Source organism: Novosphingobium sp. fls2-241-R2A-195, assembly GCF_030209485.1.
Taxonomy (GTDB): Bacteria; Pseudomonadota; Alphaproteobacteria; order Sphingomonadales; family Sphingomonadaceae; genus Novosphingobium; species Novosphingobium resinovorum.
The window spans coordinates 101,613-122,150 of sequence record NZ_JARVRY010000021.1 but is presented as its reverse complement, the minus strand read 5'-3'; the positions used below and the strand labels follow the sequence as shown (position 1 = coordinate 122,150).

General features: G+C 66.7%; 20 protein-coding genes and 1 tRNA gene. 9 read left to right on the top strand and 12 right to left on the bottom strand.

The features are described from left to right. The first annotated feature begins 11 nt into the window (after window positions 1-11). Together QRN25_RS15755 and QRN25_RS15750 are read left to right on the top strand one after the other, a co-directional pair. Window positions 12-1,004, top strand: coding sequence for an ABC transporter ATP-binding protein (locus QRN25_RS15755; RefSeq protein ID WP_051586835.1), 993 nt, complete (start codon window positions 12-14; stop codon window positions 1,002-1,004). Continuing rightward, window positions 1,001-2,245, top strand: a complete 1,245-nt coding sequence (locus QRN25_RS15750; RefSeq protein ID WP_271181431.1) for an ABC transporter permease — start codon at window positions 1,001-1,003, stop codon at window positions 2,243-2,245. Before QRN25_RS15755 ends, QRN25_RS15750 begins: the two co-directional genes overlap by 4 nt. On the opposite strand, the gene QRN25_RS15745 is transcribed toward QRN25_RS15750, so the two are convergent. The 3 genes from QRN25_RS15745 to QRN25_RS15735 form a co-directional block, all read right to left on the bottom strand. Continuing rightward, window positions 2,242-2,856: a PilZ domain-containing protein gene (locus tag QRN25_RS15745; protein ID WP_271181430.1), complete on the bottom strand. Its 615-nt coding sequence runs from the start codon at window positions 2,854-2,856 to the stop codon at window positions 2,242-2,244. The two genes, QRN25_RS15750 and QRN25_RS15745, sit on opposite strands and share 4 nt — an antisense overlap. Window positions 2,857-3,022: 166 nt before the next feature. Continuing rightward, window positions 3,023-3,106, bottom strand: a tRNA-Leu gene (locus QRN25_RS15740). Window positions 3,107-3,175: 69 nt separating this feature from the next. Then, window positions 3,176-3,460 (bottom strand): integration host factor subunit beta, encoded by a 285-nt coding sequence (locus QRN25_RS15735; protein ID WP_036525893.1) that lies wholly within the window; start codon window positions 3,458-3,460, stop codon window positions 3,176-3,178. Window positions 3,461-3,781: 321 nt separating this feature from the next. Between QRN25_RS15735 and QRN25_RS15730 the strand changes: the two genes are divergently transcribed. From QRN25_RS15730 to QRN25_RS15710, 5 genes are all read left to right on the top strand, one after another. Further along, window positions 3,782-5,434, top strand: a complete 1,653-nt coding sequence (locus QRN25_RS15730; protein ID WP_271181429.1) for a peptide MFS transporter — start codon at window positions 3,782-3,784, stop codon at window positions 5,432-5,434. Window positions 5,435-5,497: 63 nt separating this feature from the next. Beyond that, window positions 5,498-6,880 carry an amidohydrolase gene (locus QRN25_RS15725; RefSeq protein ID WP_285020195.1) on the top strand — a complete coding sequence of 461 codons (1,383 nt, stop codon included), beginning with the start codon at window positions 5,498-5,500 and terminating at the stop codon, window positions 6,878-6,880. After that, window positions 6,877-8,169: an amidohydrolase family protein gene (locus QRN25_RS15720; RefSeq protein WP_285020194.1), complete on the top strand. Its 1,293-nt coding sequence runs from the start codon at window positions 6,877-6,879 to the stop codon at window positions 8,167-8,169. The genes QRN25_RS15725 and QRN25_RS15720 overlap by 4 nt, the downstream gene beginning before the upstream one ends. 237 nt (window positions 8,170-8,406) lie before the next feature. Continuing rightward, window positions 8,407-9,465 (top strand): ribosome small subunit-dependent GTPase A, encoded by a 1,059-nt coding sequence (gene rsgA, locus QRN25_RS15715; RefSeq protein ID WP_285020193.1) that lies wholly within the window; start codon window positions 8,407-8,409, stop codon window positions 9,463-9,465. Next, window positions 9,458-9,613 carry a hypothetical protein gene (locus QRN25_RS15710; RefSeq protein ID WP_172705113.1) on the top strand — a complete coding sequence of 52 codons (156 nt, stop codon included), beginning with the start codon at window positions 9,458-9,460 and terminating at the stop codon, window positions 9,611-9,613. Before rsgA ends, QRN25_RS15710 begins: the two co-directional genes overlap by 8 nt. 251 nt (window positions 9,614-9,864) lie before the next feature. Here the strand turns inward: QRN25_RS15710 and dxs are convergent, their stop codons facing one another. Continuing rightward, window positions 9,865-11,787 carry a 1-deoxy-D-xylulose-5-phosphate synthase gene (dxs, locus tag QRN25_RS15705; RefSeq protein ID WP_271181426.1) on the bottom strand — a complete coding sequence of 641 codons (1,923 nt, stop codon included), beginning with the start codon at window positions 11,785-11,787 and terminating at the stop codon, window positions 9,865-9,867. 94 nt (window positions 11,788-11,881) lie between these two features. Here dxs and QRN25_RS15700 point away from each other — a divergent pair, with 94 nt between their 5' ends. Continuing rightward, window positions 11,882-12,268, top strand: a complete 387-nt coding sequence (locus QRN25_RS15700) for a VOC family protein (protein WP_271181425.1) — start codon at window positions 11,882-11,884, stop codon at window positions 12,266-12,268. A gap of 103 nt (window positions 12,269-12,371) precedes the next feature. Here the strand turns inward: QRN25_RS15700 and QRN25_RS15695 are convergent, their stop codons facing one another. From QRN25_RS15695 to rpe, 6 genes are all read right to left on the bottom strand, one after another. Further along, window positions 12,372-12,842 (bottom strand): Fur family transcriptional regulator, encoded by a 471-nt coding sequence (locus QRN25_RS15695; protein WP_081799008.1) that lies wholly within the window; start codon window positions 12,840-12,842, stop codon window positions 12,372-12,374. A gap of 50 nt (window positions 12,843-12,892) precedes the next feature. Beyond that, window positions 12,893-13,042 carry a hypothetical protein gene (locus tag QRN25_RS15690; protein ID WP_271181424.1) on the bottom strand — a complete coding sequence of 50 codons (150 nt, stop codon included), beginning with the start codon at window positions 13,040-13,042 and terminating at the stop codon, window positions 12,893-12,895. A 170-nt stretch (window positions 13,043-13,212) separates the two neighbouring features. Beyond that, a complete protein-coding gene (locus QRN25_RS15685; RefSeq protein ID WP_271181423.1) occupies window positions 13,213-13,410 on the bottom strand; it encodes a hypothetical protein in 198 nt (65 codons plus the stop codon). 36 nt (window positions 13,411-13,446) lie between these two features. Further along, window positions 13,447-15,039, bottom strand: coding sequence for a bifunctional phosphoribosylaminoimidazolecarboxamide formyltransferase/IMP cyclohydrolase (purH, locus tag QRN25_RS15680; RefSeq protein ID WP_271181422.1), 1,593 nt, complete (start codon window positions 15,037-15,039; stop codon window positions 13,447-13,449). Between the two features lie 453 nt (window positions 15,040-15,492). Next, complete coding sequence (locus QRN25_RS15675; RefSeq protein WP_271181420.1) at window positions 15,493-17,367, bottom strand: heparinase II/III family protein; 1,875 nt, start codon at window positions 17,365-17,367, stop codon at window positions 15,493-15,495. 3 nt (window positions 17,368-17,370) lie between these two features. Next, window positions 17,371-18,033, bottom strand: coding sequence for a ribulose-phosphate 3-epimerase (gene rpe, locus QRN25_RS15670; protein ID WP_036525820.1), 663 nt, complete (start codon window positions 18,031-18,033; stop codon window positions 17,371-17,373). Window positions 18,034-18,278: 245 nt separating this feature from the next. On the opposite strand from rpe, the gene QRN25_RS15665 reads away from it, so the two are divergent. Then, a complete protein-coding gene (locus QRN25_RS15665) occupies window positions 18,279-18,800 on the top strand; it encodes a DUF2141 domain-containing protein (RefSeq protein WP_271181419.1) in 522 nt (173 codons plus the stop codon). A 28-nt stretch (window positions 18,801-18,828) separates the two neighbouring features. Here the strand turns inward: QRN25_RS15665 and QRN25_RS15660 are convergent, their stop codons facing one another. Then, window positions 18,829-19,593, bottom strand: coding sequence for a nucleotidyltransferase family protein (locus QRN25_RS15660; protein ID WP_271181418.1), 765 nt, complete (start codon window positions 19,591-19,593; stop codon window positions 18,829-18,831). Further along, complete coding sequence (locus tag QRN25_RS15655; RefSeq protein WP_271181417.1) at window positions 19,590-20,495, bottom strand: hypothetical protein; 906 nt, start codon at window positions 20,493-20,495, stop codon at window positions 19,590-19,592. The genes QRN25_RS15660 and QRN25_RS15655 overlap by 4 nt, the downstream gene beginning before the upstream one ends. Between the last annotated feature and the right edge of the window lie 43 nt (window positions 20,496-20,538).

The following is a 20,538-nucleotide window of genomic DNA, read 5'->3' as shown; positions in this document are numbered from 1 at the left end:
CAGGGGGCTTCATGGATGCGCAAGTAGGAGATCCTCGGTTGACCGGCAATGTGTCAGGTTTCGATTGCCCTCTGGCGATCGAGGCACGGGGGCTCGTCAAGCGGTTCGAGGGGACCACTGCCGTGGGCGGTGTCGACCTCTCGGTGCCGCAGGGCTCGGTCTATGGCATCCTCGGCCCCAACGGTGCGGGCAAGACGACGACGCTGCGCATGCTGCTGGGTATCATCGAGCCCGATTCGGGTTACCGTCGCATTCTCGGCGCCGAGCGGCCGCACGATGTCGCCCACGCCATCGGCTACCTGCCTGAGGAGCGCGGCCTCTACCCGTCCATGAAGGCGACGGAGGCGATCGCCTTTCTCGGCGCGCTGCGGGGCCTGCCGCTGAAGGAAGGCCGCCGCCGCGCGCACGAACTGCTCGAACGACACGGCCTCGGCTATGCCGCGGACCGTCAGATTCGCCAGCTTTCCAAAGGCATGGCGCAGCAGGTGCAGATCCTTGGCACGCTGGTCCATCGCCCGCGCCTGGTCATCTTCGACGAGCCGTTCTCCGGCCTCGATGCGCTCAACCAGGGCAAGCTGGAGGCGATGATGCGCGGTCTGGCGGAGGACGGCACGACCGTGATCTTCTCCACCCACGTCATCGCGCATGCCGAGCGCCTGTGTGACGAGGTCGCGATCATCGCGGGAGGGCGGGTGCCGTTCGCGGGGCCGGTCGACGTCGCGCGCGATCGCATCCCCGCGCAGGTCCGGCTCGAAACGCAGGCCGACGAGGGGCTGTGGCGCGCTGCCTTGCCGACCGATTCGCGGCGCGAGGGGCGGTACTGGCACTTCGCGCTGCCCGAGGGCGGGATCGAGCCGCTGCTGCGCGCGCTGATCGCGGGGGAGGCGGGCATCCTGTCGCTGTCCATCGAGCGCGCCGGGCTGCACGATGCCTTCGTCGCCATCGCCGGGGAGGCTGCCGCCCGCGCCCTCGAAGCGGAAAAGCCCGAGGAGCCGCGCCGATGAACTTCGATCTTTCCGCGCCCGGTCATCGCGGCCGCCTGTCGATGCTGGCCGCCGCCTGGGTGGTGGCCCGGCGCGACTTCACCGCGATCCTGTTCTCGCGCACGTTCTTTTTCTTCCTGCTCGGTCCGCTGTTCCCGGTGATCGTCGGGCTGCTGGCAGGCAGCGTCGGCCAGCGTGTCGACCAGAGCGGCGAGGCGCCCGCGATCGGCGTGGTCATGGCCGAGGCCGACGCGAAGGCGATGGTCCGTGCCCGCGATGCACTGGCCGACCGGCTCGGAGGCGGCCTGCCGGACATGCATGTGGTCAAGGACCTGACCCCGGCCGAGCAGGCCGATCCGGGTGAGGTGCTGGCGTCACGCAAGGGTGCTTTCGCGGGCGTGCTGTCGGGCTCTCCCGCCGCGCCGGTGCTGACCGGGCCGGGACCGCTCATCAAGGACTGGCGGGGGGATGTCGAACTGATCGCGGCCGAGGTTCGTGACGGATCTCTGGCCTTCTGGCCACAGGTGAAGCTGGCCAAGACCTCGGTGGCGGCGCCCGGCGATTCGCGCAGCCGCCTACGTACGGCGCAGGGCGCGCAGACCTTGCTGTTCCTGCTGACGATGATGCTGGCCGGCATGGTCCTGTCCAACCTTGTCGAGGAAAAGGGCAACAAGATCATCGAGGTGCTGGCAGCGGCTATCCCGATGGAATCGGTGTTCTTCGGCAAGCTCTTCGCCATGCTCGGCGTGTCGCTGGTCGGCATCGCGGTGTGGGGTAGCGTCGGCGGAGCGATCTACCTGTCGGCGGGATCGCTCGTGGCACTGCCCGAACCGGCGGTCGGCTGGCCGATGCTGGTCGGGCTGGGGGTGATCTACTTCGCGATGGCCTACCTGCTGCTGGGCTCGGTGTTCCTCGCGATCGGCTCGCTGGCGAACACGGTGCGCGAGGTGCAGACACTGTCGATGCCGGTGACGATGATGCAGCTCATGCTGTTCTTCTTCGCGACTTACGCGATGACCCAACCGGGCAGCGCGGTCGAGATGCTGGCGGTGGTCCTGCCGTTCAGCTCGCCCTTCGCGATGCTGGCCCGCGCCGCGCAGGAGCCGGCGATCTGGCCGCACGTCGCGGCGCTTGGGTGGCAGGTGATGTGGGTGGTGCTGCTGGTTCGCGGCGGCTCGATGCTGTTCCGCAGGCGGGCGATGAAGTCGGGGCCACAGGGGGCAGGTCGCAAGTGGTGGCGGCGCGTCGTTTCCGAAGGCTAGCGGGCGCCCGCTTCCTGCATGTGGAAGGCGCGGACCGCCAGTTCCTCGAGGCTCATCAACTGCCGGAAGACGATGCCGTAGGACGGATGCCGGCGCCAGCATACAGTGGCCTCGAATTCGGGCATGAGGGCGGAGCCGATGCGCAAGTGCTGCCCGATCGCGAGATGGTGTTCGGTCTCGATCCCGGCGCCCTGGCGCGAGAGATCGCGCACCTTGGCGGCCGAAGTTTCCCCCGCGATCGTCACCTGCACCGGATGGCCGACGCAAACGCGGATCGGGCGCTTGGGATAGGGACCAGCCTCGGCGATGAAGCGCTGGACCTCGATCGGGACGTCGAAGCGGAAGCCCGCCTCCCCGCCGTTCTCCCAGACCTTCTCGACCGCAAGCCGATCCCCGGCCGCGCTTTCCAGCGCAAGGCGGCGTTCGGCGGCGAGGGAATGGAACAGGCGCAGCTTCACGCCGGTCTCGGACACGTCGCGCACGATGCAGAGGTATTCGCCATGCGCCCCGATCAGCTTCGCGGCGCGCAGCAGCAAGGCGAAGCGCGGACTGGCGCGCTGGTCCTCGTAGCTCGGCTTGCTGCCGGCGGACAGGCTTTCCGGGAAGGACATGCGAAAGATCACCCCTAAGTACCCAAGCCGTGGCGTCCGGACGATACCATGGAAGGTGGGTACTTAGTAATTGATACCAGTTCTCAAGTTACGCATTTGTAAACGCAAACGATTGAACAAAATCGCTCGCCGAATAAATGCGCAGTATTCGTCGGTATCGAAAATCTGGTGCGGGCGGCGGGACTCGAACCCGCACTGGAATCCCAAGCGGATTTTAAGTCCGCAGCGTCTACCATTCCGCCACGCCCGCACGGCCCGGCTGGGCGTGGCAGCGTCTAGCCGCCTGTGAGCGGCGGCGCAATCTTCTGAACGTGGTCTTCTATTCCCCGACGTTGAGGCGGACGCGCATTTCCTTGCCGGGCTTGAAGTAGGGGACGCGCTTTTCCGGCACTTCGACGCTTTCGCCGGTGCGTGGGTTGCGGCCCTTGCGTCCGTCGCGGTGGCGGGTGGAGAAGGCGCCGAAACCGCGCAATTCCACGCGCCCGCCGTCAGCAAGGCGCTGGCTGATTTCCTCGAAGAAGGTATCGACGGCGCGTTCTACGTCTTCGGCACGCAGTTCCGGGTTGTCCTTGCCCAGTACCTGAAGCAGTTCGGACCTGATCATCGCGACTTTCCCCCAAAAAGCGTGCCCATGGCGACCGGGTGTTAAAAATTGTTCACCCGAGCCCCGAAACAGAAAATTACGTTTGGCCTCCCCATGGCCTGTCGTGAAAATGCCACCAGCGTGCGCTTCGCGCAATGCCTCGCGTGAGATGCGCAAAAGTGATCATTTGAGCGCGGCGTGAGCACCATCCGTGGCAAGGCGGACCCATTTACAGCGTAAAATAGGGCGCTAACTTCCTGTTCCTTCACGCGCGGCCTGTCGGGGCGTGGGATCAAGAACCAAAGCAAACACAAACATTCAGGGCGCGAAGGCATCAGCACCATGAAAGACATGTCACTCTGGACGGAAGGGGACTGGATCGGCGCCGCGGGCGCGGTCTTCCTCTTCGCCGTGCTTGCCGTGGGCGGCATCATCGCCACCCGCAAGAGCGAGGAATTCGCCGGCCACCCACGCGGCCTCTTCGTGCTGTTCTATGCCGAGATGTGGGAGCGCTTCTCCTACTACGGCATGCGGGCGCTGCTGATCCTCTACCTCGTCAAGTTCTGGCTGTTTTCCGACGGCCAGTCGAACCTCATCTACGGCGCCTATACCAGCCTCGTCTACATCACCCCGGTACTGGGTGGCTACATCGCCGACCGCTGGCTGGGGCAGAGGAAGGCCGTGCTGTTCGGCGGCATCGTGCTCGCGGTGGGCCACCTGTTCATGGCCTACGAGGGCCTGCAGGGCGTCACCGACCCGGCGACGAAGCAGGCCGACCCGGCAATCAACGTGTTCTGGCTGGCGCTGGCGCTCATCATCGTCGGCTCGGGCTTCCTCAAGGCGAACATCTCGGTGATCGTCGGCCAGCTCTACAAGATGACCGACACCCGGCGCGACTCGGCCTACACGATCTTCTACATGGGCGTGAACACCGGCGCTACGCTGGGCACGATCCTCGTCGGTTATCTGGGCGAGACGATCGGCTGGTCGTGGGGCTTTGGCCTTGCGGGCATCGGCATGCTGCTGGGCCTCGTCATCTTCGTGCTCGGTCGCCCTGCGCTCAAGGGCCGGGGCGAGCCGCCCAAGCCGCTGACGAAGAACCGCGAGTTCACGCTATACGGCGTGGCCATCGCTTCGGTCGCGGTGATCTGGTTCCTGATCCAGTACGTCTCCGTGATCCAGACCCTGCTGATGGTCTCGGGCGTCGCGATGCTGGCCTATACGCTCTACGAAGCGTTCAAGCTGCCCAAGGAACCGCGCGAGCGTATCTTCGCGATCCTGTTCCTGATCGCGCTCAACCCGATCTTCTGGGGCCTGTTCGAGCAGGCGGGCGGCAGCCTCAGCCTCTATACCGACAAGTTCGTCGATCGCGGCGGAGTGCCGACCAGCCTCTTCCAGTCGATCAACCCGATCTACATCGTGCTGTTCGGCCCCATTTTCGCGGGCCTGTGGGCCTGGCTCGGCAAGAAAGGCCTTGAGCCCAGCGCACCTGCCAAGTTCGCACTGGCGCTGGCGCAAGTGGGCCTCGGCTTCCTCGTCTTCGTATGGGGTGCGGGAACCGGCGATCCGGCAGTGATGACCTCGGTGGTCTTCGTGTTCCTGATCTACATGCTGCACACGACCGGCGAGCTGTGCCTGTCGCCCGTGGGGCTCTCGGCGATGACGCGCCTGGCGCCGCTGCATCTGGGCAGCTTCATCATGGGCGCGTGGTTCTACATGACCGCCGTGGGCAACTTCGTGGCGGGCAAGATCGGCGAGGCCACCGGCGGCGAAAGCGGCACCATGGACAAGGCGCTGACCCTCTCGATCTATTCGAAGATCGGCTGGATCACGCTGGGCGTGGCGGTCGTGGTGCTGGCGGTCTCGCCGCTGGTCAGACGCTGGATGCACCTCGACACGCTGGCGGACCGGGGCATGGACGCCGACCTTGAGGGGCAGGCCGGGATCGGGCTGGAGGCGCAGGAAGCGGGCCTCCACCCGACCATCAGGCACTGAGATGACTGACCGGCCCGGGGTGCTCCCCGGGCCGGTTTCGTATTGCAACAGGGGAAATTGCCAATGAGGGAAACGCCTTGGAAGCGGCGTCTGCTGTGTGGCCTGGCCATGAGCGCCACTCTCGTGATGACCACGCAGGCCGCCGATGCGAAGAAGAAGGACAAGGACGCCAGGTCCGGACCAGCACCCTATGCTTCGACTTACAAGCCCTATCCGGGCCGGCCGACGGCGCTGGTCGGCGCGACGGTCTATGACGGGCGCGGTGGGCGGATCGACAACGGCACCGTCCTGTTCGAGAACGGCAAAGTCGTCGCCGTCGGGGCGGCGGACCTAGCGATTCCGGCCGGTTACGATCGCGTGGACGGCTCCGGCAAGTTCGTGACGCCCGGCGTGATCGACATCCACTCGCACCTCGGCGTCTATCCCAGCCCTTCGGTCGATGCGCTGTCGGATGGCAACGAGATGACTAGTCCGACCACTCCCGACGTCTGGGCCGAGCATTCGGTCTGGCCGCAGGACCCCGGTTTCACGCGGGCGCTGATCAACGGCGGCGTCACCACGCTGCAGATTCTCCCTGGTTCCGGCAACCTCATCGGCGGGCGGGCGGTGACGCTCAAGAACGTGCCCAGCCGCACCGTGCAGGGCATGAAGTACCCCGGGGCGCCCTATTCGCTGAAGATGGCCTGCGGCGAGAATCCCAAGCGGGTCTATGGCGCCAGGAACCAGAAGCCCATGACTCGAATGGGGAATTTCTCGGTCGACCGGCAGGCGTGGATCGATGCGAAGCAGTACATGGACGGCGACCATGCCGAGCGCGATCTTGGCAAGGACACTCTCGAAGGCGTGCTGAAGGGCGAAATTCTCGTTCAGAATCATTGCTATCGCGCCGACGAGATGGCGCAGGTCCTCGATATGGCCAAGGAGATGGGCTACAAGGTCACCGCCTTCCACCACGCGGTCGAGGCGTACAAGATCGGCGACCTGCTCAAGGCCAACGACGTTTGCGCCGCGATCTGGGCGGACTGGTACGGCTTCAAGATGGAAGCCTACGACGGAATCCCTGAAAACGCTGCACTTTTGGCCAAGCAGGGGGCCTGCGTGGTGATCCATTCCGACGACGAGAACGGCATCCAGCGGCTCAATCAGGCGGCGGCGCGCGCGCAGGCGGCAGGCAGGCGGATCGGGGTGGACGTGCCCGACGGGCAGGTCGTCGGCTGGTTCACCTACAATGCCGCAAAAGCCATGGGAATCGGCGAGAAAACCGGCAGTCTGGAGGCCGGGAAGATGGCCGACGTGGTGCTCTGGAACGGCAACCCGCTGTCGGTCTATTCGCGCCCGGAGAAGGTCTGGTCGGACGGCGCGCTGCTCTACGATGCCCATGATCCCAAGCGGAAGCCAGTCAGCGATTTCGAGCTTGGTCAGCCCGGCGAAGGAGACGTGAAATGAAGCGCCTGATCCTCGCCGCGCTGCTCGGTGCAGCGCCGATTTCCGTTTCCGCACAGAACGTTACCATCACCAACGCGACCATCGCCACCGGCGACGGCAGCGCCCCGATCGAACACGCAACCGTCGTCGTCCGGGCTGGAAGGATCGTTTCGGTAGGACGGGACACAACGGTACTCAACGGCACCCAAGTGGTGGACGGAACGGGCAAGTGGGTCACACCGGGCCTGTTCTCCGCCGTCACCGACCTCGGCCTGTGGGACGTCGAGGCGGTCGACGACAGCAATGACACCTCGGCCGACAAGTCCCCCTTCAACGCCGCGCTCGACGTCGCGACCGCGCTCAACCCCGCGAGCGAACACATCGCCGTCAGCCGCGAAGGGGGCGTCACCCGAGCCAGCGTGACCCCTTTCAACGGCGGCTCGATCTTTGCCGGGCAGGGCGCGGTGATCGACCTCGGCAAGGACGCCGCGATCGTCATGAAGCCACGCGCGTTCCAGTATGTCGAACTGGGTGAAAGCGGGGCGAAGCTCGCAGGCGGCAGCCGCGTCGCCGCCCACACCGCGCTGCGCAATGCCCTGCGCGAAGCCCGCGAGGTCGCCGCGCTTCCCCTCGGTGCGCAGCGACAGGGCGACGTCCTCCTCACCCGCGCCGACGCCGCCGCGCTGGCGAAAGTCATCGACGGCACGCAGACGCTCTACGTCGGCGTCGAACGCGCCTCCGATATCCGGGGTGTCATGGCGCTCAAGACCGAGTTCCCGAAACTCGACCTCGTCCTCGTCGGCGCCACCGAAGGCTGGCTCGTTGCGCCGGAGATCGCGGCGGCGCGGGTGCCCGTCATCACGATGCCGATGCGCGACCTGCCCTCTGCCTTCGAGGCGCTGGCGGCGACCATGTCCAACGTCGGGCGGATGAAGAAGGCGGGCGTCAAGGTCGCCATCGGCCTGTTCGAAGGCGGCAACCAGCCCCGCAACGCCACCGAGCAGGCCGGCAACCTCGTGGCCCTGACGAAGATCCCCGGCGCCTCGGGCCTTACCTGGGGCGAGGCACTGGCGGCGATCACCTCGATCCCGGCCGAGATCAGCGGCTTTGGCGGAAAAGCCGGGGTGCTGGCCCCCGGCGCAGTCGGCGACGTGGTGCTGTGGGACGGCGACCCGCTCGAACTGTCCTCCGCGCCGGTCTCGGTGTGGATCGACGGGGTGAAGCAACCGACAGAGAGCCATCAGGCGCGGCTGCGCGAACGGTACAAGGATCTGGATGAGACTTATCTGCCCAAGGCTTACGACTGGTAATTGAGCAGGTTAAGGCAGGGGGCCATCGCCCCCTGCACCCCCGTTACCGGCGACGTCGTGCGCGCAGCGGCGACTGTGCTCGCATTGCGACGAAGGGGTGGTTTAAACACATGTCATTGTGCTCTAGAGGTCGATCGATGGGACGCCCTGCGGCATTGCATGGCCTCCTTCCACGGTTCCGTATGCCTGCGCACGGTTCCCCCCTTATGCCGCACGAAGAAAGTCCACGACCGAACAATGGAATCGTCCGATCTCACCCTTGAAGATCTCGGTTGGAGAGAGGCTTTCAGCAGCCAGCTGACAGCTGACGAACGGGGCGGCGATCTGTGCCCGGTGCGGGTCATGGCGGTCCATCGCGGCTGGATCGAGATCGCCGGCAGCGGGCTGGGCGGCATGATCCCCTCCGCGCTGCCATCGTCGGACGGACCGGTGGACCGCGCCACTGCCGGTGACTGGCTGATCGTCGACCGCGTGAAGATGGAGCCGGTGCGCGTCCTCGACCGGATCAACCTGTTCCAGCGGCAGGCCCCGGCCGACCAGCGCCGCGTGCAGCTGATCGCGGCGAACGTCGATACGCTGTTCGTCGTGACCTCGTGCAACCAGGACTTCAATGTGGCGCGGCTCGAACGTTACCTCGTCATGGCGGGGGAGGTCGGTGTGACGCCGGTAGTGGTGCTTACCAAGATCGATCTTGCCGATGCGCCGGAACGCTATCTGGAGATGGCCCGTGCGCTCCGGCCCGGTCTGCAGGTGGAGATGGTCAACGGCCGCGATCCCGACAGCGTCGCGCGGCTGGCCCGGTATTGCGGCAAAGGCGATACGGTGGCGCTGCTCGGGTCTTCCGGCGTCGGCAAGTCCACGATGATCAACGGTCTGCGCGGATCGGCCGACATCGTCACCCAGCCCGTTCGCGAAATCGACGGCAAGGGGCGGCATACGACGACCTCCCGGCAGCTGCACCGTCTCGATGGCCCCTTCGCGGAGGCGCTTGGAGGCGGCTGGCTGGTCGATACGCCGGGCATGCGCGAGCTTCACCTGCCCGAAGCCGCCACCGGGATCGCCGAAGTGTTCGATGACATCACGGCGCTGACGCTGGAATGCCGCTTCACCAACTGCACCCACGGTGCGGAGCCCGGCTGCATGGTGCAGGCGATGCTGAAGGACGGTACGCTGGAGCCGGAAAGGCTGGAGCGGTGGCGCAAGCTGGTCCTCGAAGACGCTGAAAGCTCACAGAATGCCGCCACGGGCCGCCCCGGCCCGACGCACGCCCGCAAAAGGAAGAAGACGAATGGCTGACCTCTATCTCAAGGCCCTGGAATCCGAGCGCAGGAGCCTGTGGGCCGAATGCCGGTTGAAGGGCCTTGCCAAGGGAACGCCCGAACGGCTGCGGATCGCCGAACTCGACAAGCTGCTGGCCGAACACAAAGCGAAGAAGGCCGGCTGAGCGTCGATGCTGCCGAGAGTGATGCCTTGACCTTGAATCGTCATTGCGAGCGCAGCGAAGCAATCCAGGGCGGCATTCAACTGCCCTGGATTGCTTCGCTGCGCTCGCAATGACGAAGGGTTGGTGTGACGGTGGCCTGGCGGTAAAGCGCGACATATCTGCACGCGCGACGACGACAGCACCGGAGTCTGGGGCGATGGCCCCAGGATATTCTTTTCTAGAACGAAATCGCCCTGCCTTCGGAAGGAGAGTTAAGCCCGCGCCTCGTTCATGCCTGCGCTGTTGTGCCGCAGCGCCTTCAGCACCGTATCGACGATCTGCGGTGCGTTCAGCCCTGCTTCGTCGTACTGCGTCTCGGGCTTGTCGTGGTCCTGGAAGGTGTCGGGCAGGCGCATGGTGCGGATTTTCAGCCCGGCGTCGGTCAGGCCTTCGTCGCTGGCCATCGTCAGCACGTGGGCGCCGAGGCCGCCGATCGAGCCTTCCTCCACGGTCACCACGACTTCGTGGGACAGCATCAGGCGGCGGATGAGGTCGGTGTCGAGCGGCTTGGCAAAGCGAAGGTCGGCCACGGTGGTGGACAGGCCCTTGGCCTCCAGCTGGTCGGCGGCTTTGAGGGCTTCGCCGAGGCGGGTGCCGAGCGACAGGAGGGCGACCTTGGTACCTTCACGCACCACGCGGCCCTTGCCGATCTCCAGCAGTTCGGGAGTCTCGGGCAGGGCGGCGCCGGTGCCGTTGCCGCGCGGGTAGCGGAAGGCGATGGGGCCTGCGTCGTATTGCGCGGCGGTGTGGACCATGTGGACAAGTTCGGCTTCGTCGGCCGCGGCCATGACCACCATGTTGGGCAGGGTGGCGAGGTAGGTGACGTCGAACGAGCCGGCGTGGGTGGCGCCGTCCGCACCGACGAGCCCGGCGCGGTCGATGGCGAAGCGCACGGGCAGGTTCTGGATCGCCACGTCGTGCACGACCTGATCGAAGGCGCGCTGCAGGAAAGTGGAGTAGATCGCGCAGAACGGGCGCATCCCCTGCGCGGCGAGGCCCGCCGCGAACGTGACGGCGTGCTGTTCGGCGATACCGACGTCGAAGCTGCGTTCGGGGAACATCTGCGCGAACTTGTCTAGGCCCGTGCCCGACGGCATCGCGGCAGTGATCGCGCAGATCGTGGCGTCCTTTTCCGCTTCGGCGACGAGGGCCTTGGCGAACGTGCCGGTGTAGCTGGGCGGACCGGCGGGGGCCTTGGCCTGCTCGCCGGTGATGACGTCGAACTTCTGGACGCCGTGGTACTTGTCCGCCGCGCTTTCGGCCGGGCCGTAGCCCTTGCCCTTCTGCGTGACGACGTGGACGAGGATCGGACCTTCGCCGGCGTCGCGCACGTTTTCCAGTACCGGGACGAGGGCGTCGAGGTCGTGGCCGTCGATCGGGCCGACGTAATAGAAGCCCAGTTCCTCGAACAGAGTGCCGCCCATGGCCATGCCGCGCGCGAATTCGTCGGTCTTCTTGGCGGCGAGGTGCAGCGGGCGCGGCAGCTTGCGGGCGAACTTGCGGGCGAGTTCGCGCAGGCCCAGGAACTGGCCCGAGGATACGAGACGCGCGAGATAGGCCGAGAGGCCGCCGACCGGCGGGGCGATCGACATGTCGTTGTCGTTGAGGATGACGACGAGGCGGTTTCCGGCCTCGCGCGCATTGTTCATCGCCTCGTAGGCCATCCCTGCGCTCATCGCGCCGTCGCCGATCACGGCGATGCCGCGGCCGGGCTGGCCCTTGATCTTGCTGCCCATGGCAAAGCCGAGTGCGGCCGAGATCGAGGTGGAGCTGTGGGCGGTGCCGAAGGGGTCGTATTCGCTTTCGGACCGCTTGGTGAAGCCCGAAAGGCCGCCGCCCTGGCGCAGGGTGCGGATACGGTCGCGGCGGCCGGTCAGGATCTTGTGCGGGTAGGCCTGGTGGCCGACGTCCCAGATCAGGCGATCGACGGGCGTGTCGAAGACGTAGTGGATCGCTACCGTCAGTTCGACCACGCCGAGGCCGGAGCCGAGGTGGCCGCCGGTCTGACCCACGGCCGAGATCATCTCGGTCCGCAGTTCGTCGGCAAGCTGGCGCAGTTGCGCAGGCTTCAGCCTGCGCAGGTCATCGGGAGTCGAAACCGTGTCGAGCAAAGGAGTGGCCGGATTGGCGTTCATTTGTCGGCCCCTTACACCTTTGAGACTTGCGTGTCGATTGACCGTGACTGTTAATCTGCGTCAAGAGCAGGCGATTGGAATGAAAGGGGATACAATGGCGATCGTTCCTGAGGCACGCGCGATTACGTTCATCTCTACGACCGACCGCGCGCGGGCCGAAGCGTTCTATGGCGATGTGCTGGAACTGCCGGAACTGTCGCTGGACGAGTACGCGACGATCTACGACATGGGCGGCGGGGCGATCCTGCGGCTGACCTCGAATCGGGAATGGGAATCGCACGAGTATACCGTGCTCGGCTGGTCGATCCCCGATATCGACACGACGATGGCGCAATTGCGTGCGAAGGGGGTTGAGTTCCTCGTGTTCGATGAGGAGAATCAGGACGTCGGTGGGCTCTGGACGTCGGTGGACGGCGGGATGAAAGCCGCGTGGTTCCGCGATCCCGACGGCAACCTGCTCAGCCTGACGCAGACGGGCTGAGCGATTTTCTCCCCTCCGTCATTGCGAGCATAGCGAAGCAATCCAGGGCAGCATGAAACCGCCCTGGATTGCTTCGCTACGCTCGCAATGACGAGGATTGGGTTCAGCTACACTGCGCGCAGATGCCGCGCAGTTCCACGACCGGGCGAACGTCGGCGAAGCCCGCGCCCTTGGCGGCGGCGATGAGGGCGCCGGTCAGCTTGTCGTCGTCGATGTGGACGGCCTGGCCGCAGCTGTCGCAGATCAGGAAGATGCAGTCGTGCTGGCAACCCGGGTGGCTGTTGGCGACATAGGCATTGGCGCTCTCGACCCGGCGGGCGAGGTTGGTGCGCACGAACAGGTCGAGGATGCGGTAGACGCTGTTGGGCGCCACGCGCTTGCCGCGCAGGGCGGATACGCTCTCGGCAAGATCGTAGGCGGAGGCGGGGCGTTCCCGCTCGGCGAGGGCGCCGAAGACGTCGGCGCGCATCTCGGTCCACTGCTCGCCCGCTTCGACGAGGGCGTTGCGGGCGGCCGATACAAGGCTGTCGCCGGAATGTTCGTGGTGATGATGGTTGCCGGACATGGCGCCCATATGGGGCCTGTCGCGGACTTGTGCAATCAGTGCGGGCTTACGGTGTAAGCTTACTGGGCCTGGGCGGCCTGCGCAGGCGGCACGAGATCGTTCGAGAGCGGCGAGACGTGGCCGATACCCATCGCGCCGAGCACCAGCAGCGCGCCACCGGCGAAGCCGAAGGCGAAGTAGCGGTAGAAGTCGGCCTTGAAGATACCCATGACGTCTGCTTTCGAATTGTCTCTTAGAGGAACAGCGTGATGCCGATCCGGGAAATATGTGGTGCCCCTTTGGCCGCAAATGGGTTGCCGTCCAGTGAACGGAACCGTTTACAAGTGCATTTGTCGACGAACGGTTGATCGCACGCGATGAACGCCCGGAACGTTTGCCCTCAGCGTGAGTAAGCTGCGGCCACGGAGATCGCCACCAGCACCAGCACCGGCAATGCGGCGCAACCGAAGGGCAGGGCGGCGGCTCCCAGCGCACTCAGCGGAGAATTCAGGCGACCAAGCCGCAGCAGCACCGCTGCAAGAGTAAGTCCGGCGAGGAAGCCGACGACGACGAGGGGGCCGAGTCCGGTTACCGTCATCGTCGCTGCGTCTCCTGCCGGGTTACTGGGTTACCCTTAGTGCTTGAAATGGCGCATGTTCGTAAAGACCATTGCGAGACCGGCCTCGTCGGCAGCGGCTATGACCTCGTCGTCGCGGATCGAGCCGCCCGGCTGGATCACCGCCGTCGCACCCGCCTCGGCAGCAGCGAGCAGGCCGTCAGCGAAGGGGAAGAAGGCGTCGGATGCAACTGCTGAACCGACGGTGCGTGCCTGCGCCCAGCCGAACTTCTCGGCGGCTTCGGCGGCCTTCATAGCGGCGATGCGCGAGGAATCGCGGCGGTTCATCTGGCCCGCGCCGATCCCGGCGGTGACGCCGTCCTTGGCGTAGACGATCGCGTTCGACTTGACGTGGCGGGCCACGGTCCACGCGAACAGGCAGTCGGCCAGTTCCCGGTCGGTCGGCGCGCGCTTGGTGACGACCTTGAGATCGTCGAAGCCGATCGCGCCGTTGTCGCGGCCCTGTACCAGCAGGCCGCCGGTGATCTGGCGCACGGTCAGGCCAGCGCGGCGCGGATCGGGCAGGTCGCCGGTCAGCAGCAGGCGCAGGTTCTTCTTCTTTGCGAAGAAGGCGCGGGCTTCCTCGTCGGCGTCGGGGGCGACGACGACTTCGGTGAAGATCTGGCAGATCGCCTCGGCGGTCGCGCCGTCGAGCGTCTGGTTGACGGCGACGATGCCGCCGAAGGCCGAGACGTCGTCACAGGCCAGCGCGCCTTCCCAGGCACCCAGCAGCGTATCGCCCTGGGCCACGCCGCAGGGGTTGGCGTGCTTGACGATGACGACGGCGGGCTTCTGGCCCCGGAACTCTGCGGCGAGTTCGAGCGCGGCGTCGGCGTCGTTGTAGTTGTTGTAGGACAGTTCCTTGCCCTGCACCTGCTCGGCCTGCGCCAGACCCTTGGTGAAGGGGCCGACCGGCGTGTAGAGCGCGGCCTTCTGGTGCGGGTTCTCGCCGTAGCGCAGGGTGGTCGAGAGGCGGCCGTTGACGCTCAGCATCTCGGGGAATTCAAGGCCCTGGTCGGCGAAGGCGAACCACTGGCTGATCATCGAATCGTAGGCAGCGGTCTGCGCGTAGGCGCGCGCGGCCATCAGCTTGCGGAAGCCCAGCGTGGTGCAGCCATCGGTCGCTTCCAGCTCGACCATCAGGCCTTCGTAGTCCTTGGGGTCGGTGACGATGGTGACGAAGGCGTGATTCTTGGCCGCCGAGCGCACCATCGAGGGGCCGCCGATGTCGATGTTCTCGATGATCTCGTCGCGGCTCGCACCCTTGGCCACGGTCGCCTCGAAGGGGTAGAGGTTGACGACGACGAGGTCGATCGCGCCGATGGCGTGTTCGGCCATGGCGGCGGCGTGCTCGGGGTTGTCACGTACGGCGAGGAGCCCACCGTGGACCATCGGGTGCAGCGTCTTGACGCGGCCGTCCATCATCTCGGGGAAGCCGGTGATGTCGGAGATGTCCTTCACCGTCAGGCCCGCATCGCGCAGCGCCTTGGCAGTGCCGCCGGTCGAGACCAGTTCAACGCCCCGGTCGCTGAGCACCTTGCCCAGTTCGGCAAGGCCGGTCTTGTCGGACACGGACAACAAGGCGCGGCGGATCTGGACGGAATCGGTCATGAGGCGGGCTTCCCTGGCGAGTGGCTCTTTGCGCGCGCCCTTAGGACGGCAGGGCCACGGGGGCAAGGGCGAGGCCGCTTTCCGGGGCGCGGGTTGGGCGGGGCGGTGAAGGAGCGTTAACCGCTGCCGCCCGCCGTTTTCGGCTAAGCCGCTGGAGCAGCGCGTGGAAACCCGAATTCTGGCTGCAGAGGGGGGTGATTGAAATCAAAGTAGAAACAACAATCCTGATCATCATGGCGTGCCTGGCCTTCACGACGCTTGTTCTCAAGATCGTGGAGATGAGCCGCAACAAGTGATGACGGGCGGGGGATGGGCTGGCACCTGTCCCCCAAACGGCGAAAGGCGCGCCACTGGCATGGCGCGCCTTTCTTTGTTCGAAGGTGATTTTCATCAAACCAGAAACAACAATGCCAATATACACGGCCCATCGGGGGCTTCAAGGCGCGGTTACCATCAATTCATCTTCTTGATGATCCACCCGAAAGTCCCGCCGCCGCGCGAGACCATGCCCTGCACGACGATCTGCTGCGTCGCCTGCGGGCGGCCCTGACCATCGACCCACAGCGAATCCTCGACCGTCATCTCGCCCTCGTCGGTTGCGGAGCGGAACTGCCAGTAGCTGCCGTCGGGCAGCGAGAGCCCGGCGCCCTTGCCGTCGGCGGTGAGGTTGACGTCCACCTCCGGGCCGAGGTGGAAGCGCACCGCGAAGCCGACCTTGCCGCGCTTGCCCTTCTTGCCCGCCGGAAGCAGCAGGTCTTCGCCGCGCAGTTCGCTGCCGTCGTCGCGCAGCAGCAGGATGCGCTGGTGGGTCAGGCCATAGCGGGTGGCGTAGCCGTTGTGGCTGGCCTCCAGCCGGGTGGCGTTGGAGCCGGTTTCCTGCGGCAGGGTCTTGCGATCAACCGCCACTTCGGTGACGCCTGATCCGATCATGCCGTTGATCAACACGGCCGTGGAATTCGCATCATCGAGGGTCAGCGTCGAATGCGCCGCCGTCGCGCGCAGGCCTTGCTCAAGCCGCACCGGAACCAGCCCGCCACCACTCGCCGCGCCGCCGCAGTTGACGACGATGCGGTGCATCCCGTGCGAGAACTCGAAGGCGAGCGTCGAGGCGCAGCCAAAGCGGGCCTGCGCGGGCATCGGCGGCGGCGCGGTGTCGAACTGCAGGATCGACTTGTGCGCGGAGACACGCTGGTAGCCCCATTGGCGCACGTCGCGTAGGGGGCGGGTGCGCACGCCGCTGGCCTGGATCAGCGCCTCGACGTCCGCGCCGTCGACGGCCCAGCCGCCCTGCCAGGAACCGAGGCCGCCGTCGCCGTGCGTCAGCGCCAGCAGCGGCGGCACCAGCAGTTCGACCACGCGCTCAACGGCGGGCGGGGCGTCGCGGCGGGTGGCGTGATAGCAGCCGCGCAGCCGCACCAGCAGTGCGATCGCCTCCATCTGCGCGAGCGGGCTGCGCGACAGGACGCCGCCGTCGTCGCCCATCAGTTCGCCGAGCGCTTTGATCAGCCCGGCCTCGCCATAAAGGCGGCGGGGGCGGCCGTCGGGCAGCAGCAGTCCCGCGGCAACGATGCCAACCCAGCCCGCCACTTCGGCAAGACCGTCCTCGGCATTGGTGACGTGGCGATCGAGCCAGCGCGCGGTCGCGGCGATGTGTGCCAGCGTGCGGATGCGCAGCGCCTTCTCGCCCGAGAGGATCAGCGGGGCATGGGCCAGCCAGTTGGCAAGGCGCGCGCCGGTGTTGCCCACGCTCCACGCCGGGCCTTTGCCCGGCTTTGTGGGGGGCTTGGGGTTGGCCTGAAGCCAGGCCATGAGCACGCGCTCTGCCACCGGCGCAGCCTGTTCGCGCGCGGCGCAGGCTTCGAGGTCGGTGAGCCACGAGAAGGAGTGAACGACCTTCTCCAGCGGCGGAGTGACCCGCGCGGCACCGGCGAAGTCGACTTGCGCGATCGGCGTCTTGGCGCCGTGGACGAGGAAGTGCCCGGCCCGGATCGCGGTGCCTGCCGCGCGGCTGCCGGGCAGGGTGTTGTTGACGGTCGCCAGCAGGCGGGTGCGCGCCTTCTTGCCCATCGGCCCGGACAGCATCGCGCCGGGCACGCCCATGCGATAGGCCATGCGGATCAGCCGCTCGCCAACGCCCACGGACGGCGGCGAGAAATCGACCAGCGCCAGTGCGCGGCCGGGTTCGATGTGGGGCGTTTCGGCCGGAGCGGGCGCGCGGTTGTCAGCAATTCCGGTCACGACACCCTCCTCAGTCTCACGCGACAGGGGAAGCGCCCGGGCGTTGTCCGGGTTCCATGCCGCCGGGCTGAAGCGGGTGTCGGCGCCCATGCCTTATTCGAGGCCCTTGAGGGTCTTGATGTTCGCCGCGTACTGCGACGGCCCGCCCTTGAAGGTCGCGGAGCCCGCCACCAGCACGTCGGCACCGGCCGAGACGCACAGCGGCGCCGTCTTGGCATCGACGCCGCCGTCGACTTCGAGACGGATGTCGCGGCCGGACTTATCGATCATCTTGCGTACGGCCTCGATCTTGCGAAGCTGGCTGGAGATGAAGCTCTGGCCGCCGAAGCCGGGGTTGACGCTCATGATCAGGACGAGGTCGATGTCGTCGATCAGGTAGTCCAGCATCTTGGCCGGGGTCGCCGGGTTCAGCGAGATGCCCGCCTTCTTGCCGAGGTTGTGGATCGTCTGCACCGTGCGGTGGACGTGCGGCCCGGCCTCAGGGTGGACGGTGATGTAGTCCGCGCCCGCGTCCGCGAAGGCTTCGAGATAGGCGTCGACCGGAGAGATCATCAGATGGACGTCGAAGGGCTTGGCGCTATGCGGGCGCAGGGCCTTCACCACGGCCGGGCCGATGGTGATGTTGGGGACGAAGTGGCCGTCCATGACGTCGACGTGGATCCAGTCGCAGCCTGCCTCGTCGATGGCGCGCACTTCCTCTCCGAGCCGGGCGAAGTCGGCGGACAGGATCGAAGGGGAAATCAGCGGAATTGTCATGGCGGGAAACGAACGCTCCTTTTCCCAGCGATACGCCACTACATCTTGGGGCGACAAGCGTATGGGGGTGCGTTTTCCACACGCCATCTTGTAGCAAGGCAGGCGACACGGCGTTTGCGCCCGGCCGGGCCTTGCGGGCGGTGAAACAGAAAGTTCAGTGCGGGTTCACCGCTTTTCGGGCACTTGGGCGGCATTGGAGGGTTTCAGGCTGCCAGTTTGCCGCAAACCCAGTAGACGGGAAAGAGATGATCAGGATCAACGCCTTGCTTCGCCGTACCAGCACCGCCGCCGCGCCTGTCATCGCACTTGCCGCGGTGGCCGGTCTCGCCGCGCCGGTTCCGGCGCTGGCCCAATACCGCAATGAAATTCCCAACGAGATGCGCCGCTGCCAGTCCGACAAGGGGCCGGCGATGATGGTCACCGTGGACGGCATCAAGTCCTCCTCGGGCAACCTGCGCGTCCAGTCCTACCGGGCGACTTCGGCCGAATGGCTGGTCAAGGGCAAGTGGCTCTCGCGTATCGAGGTTCCGGCGCGGGCCGGCTCCATGACGTTTTGCGTGCCGCTGCCCGCTTCCGGCACTTACGGCGTTGCGGTGCGGCATGACGTCAACGGCAATGGTGAGACGGATATCCGCACGGATGGCGGGGCGATGTCGAACAACCCGGCGATCACCATCTTCAACCTCGGCAAGCCCAGCTACACCAAAGTCGGCGTGCCGGTGGGCGAGGGCGTGAAGTCGATCCGGATACAGATGAAGTATATGTGAGGGCGCCGCCCCCGGGGCTTCGACGGGCTCAGGTTGTCCAAGCCCCGGCGCGCCCACCCATTATCGCCCGCGCATCGACAAGGTCCGAGGGCTTGTCCACGTCCACCGCTGCAAGCCCGTCCCTCGCGGCGACGAGGCTGGCGGTGACGCCGATCTTGCGGCCCAGCCGACCAATCGCGTCGGCGAGCGTCAGGCGGCCGAGCGCGTAGCCGAGCAGCATCCCCACGCCCAACCGGGCCGCGATGCGCCAGGGGCGCTTGCGGTCGGCCTCGACCATCTTCCAGGTATCGATCGCCAGACCCGCGCGAGGGCTCGCCAGCAGAAACAGGTTGCAGCCCGACCAGTGGCCGTCGGCGAAGCGCAGATATGTCCGGCGGCTGCCGGGCATGGCGGCCTCGATCGTCTCGCGCCGGGCCAGGAGGATGGCGACGTCGCTGCCCGCCGGCGTGTCGGCGAGGAAATCTCGGACCCACTCGGGCTTCAGCAGCGCATGGTCGCTGGTGGTGACCAGCAATGGTGCGCCGAGCGTATCCAGCCCGATAGCGACGCTCGCGCTGGGACCCGTGCCTGTGGCGAGCACCTCGCAGCCGAGTTCCGCGGCGAGATCGCGCACGTGCGGATCGCTGGCGGAAACGGCGATCCGTGCGATCCCGGCCTCGCGCAGTGCGACGACGACGTGGGCGAGCATCGGCTTGCCCGCTATCTCGACCAGCGACTTGTGCGCGACGCCTTCGGCCTCGGCGACGGGGTCGGGCGCGCCGGGGCGCGATCCGGCGAGGATCAGGGCGTTCATGCGGTCTTCTCCCGTTTGCCGCGCCAGACCTGCCAGAGAACGCCGGGGGCGGCGAGGATCGGGTGACGCTCGCGCCAGGGGGTGATCTTCACGGGGACGCCGGTGTGGCGCTCGATCTTCCAGGCGGCGTAGCGGGCCGCGCCTTCGAACGTCGTCGATGCCTTGAGCAGGCGCAGGACATTGTAGGGCTTGCCCAGCCGCCGCCGCCGTGCCCACCAAGAGAGGATGCGCGTCCGTTCGTTCGCGGGGAGGGTGGGGTGCAGGCGGTCGCCGTCCTGCGTGAAGGCGATCCCGGCACCGTCCAGCGCGAGCGGCAGCAGTCCGTCGAAATGCGCGCGGTTGGCGGCGAGGATCGAATCCTCGCGGCCCGCCTTCTCGACACGGAATTCTGCGGCGTAAGTCGCGCGGAACAGGGCGCGCCAGTAGTCCTCGGGCGCTCCCGCGTCAGGCCCCAGCGCTACGGCGAGGCGCGCCGCCGTGCGGGCGGCGCCTGCGACGGCCTGCGCGATCGCGGCTCCGGCGGCCGCGTCGCGCTGCCAGGCGAGAGCGCTCGGCTGCACGAAGCGTGCCCAGATGGTGGTATCGACGCGCTCTCCGGCGGCGGCAGCGCGGAAGGTCTCCAGCGCCATCGTCGCGACCTTGGCGCGTAACGGAACACCGTCGTGCGTCCATTCGTGATAGCTCACGCGCGGCCAGATCCGCTCGACCTGAGCGCCCGGCAGCAGGACGTAGAAGTCCAGCACGCCCTCCAGCGATCCGGTGCGCAGGTTCGATCCGTAGAACAGCACGCCCAGCGCATCCGCCGCCTGGGCCAGTTTCCCGGCAAAAGCGCGCACTTCGGGCACGACCTCGCGCGTCAGGGCAGAGGCGATGCGGTCATCGAGAGGGGAATGCGCGATCATTGCCGCGTCAATCGGACAGGCCAGCCGCAATTACAAGGTGCCA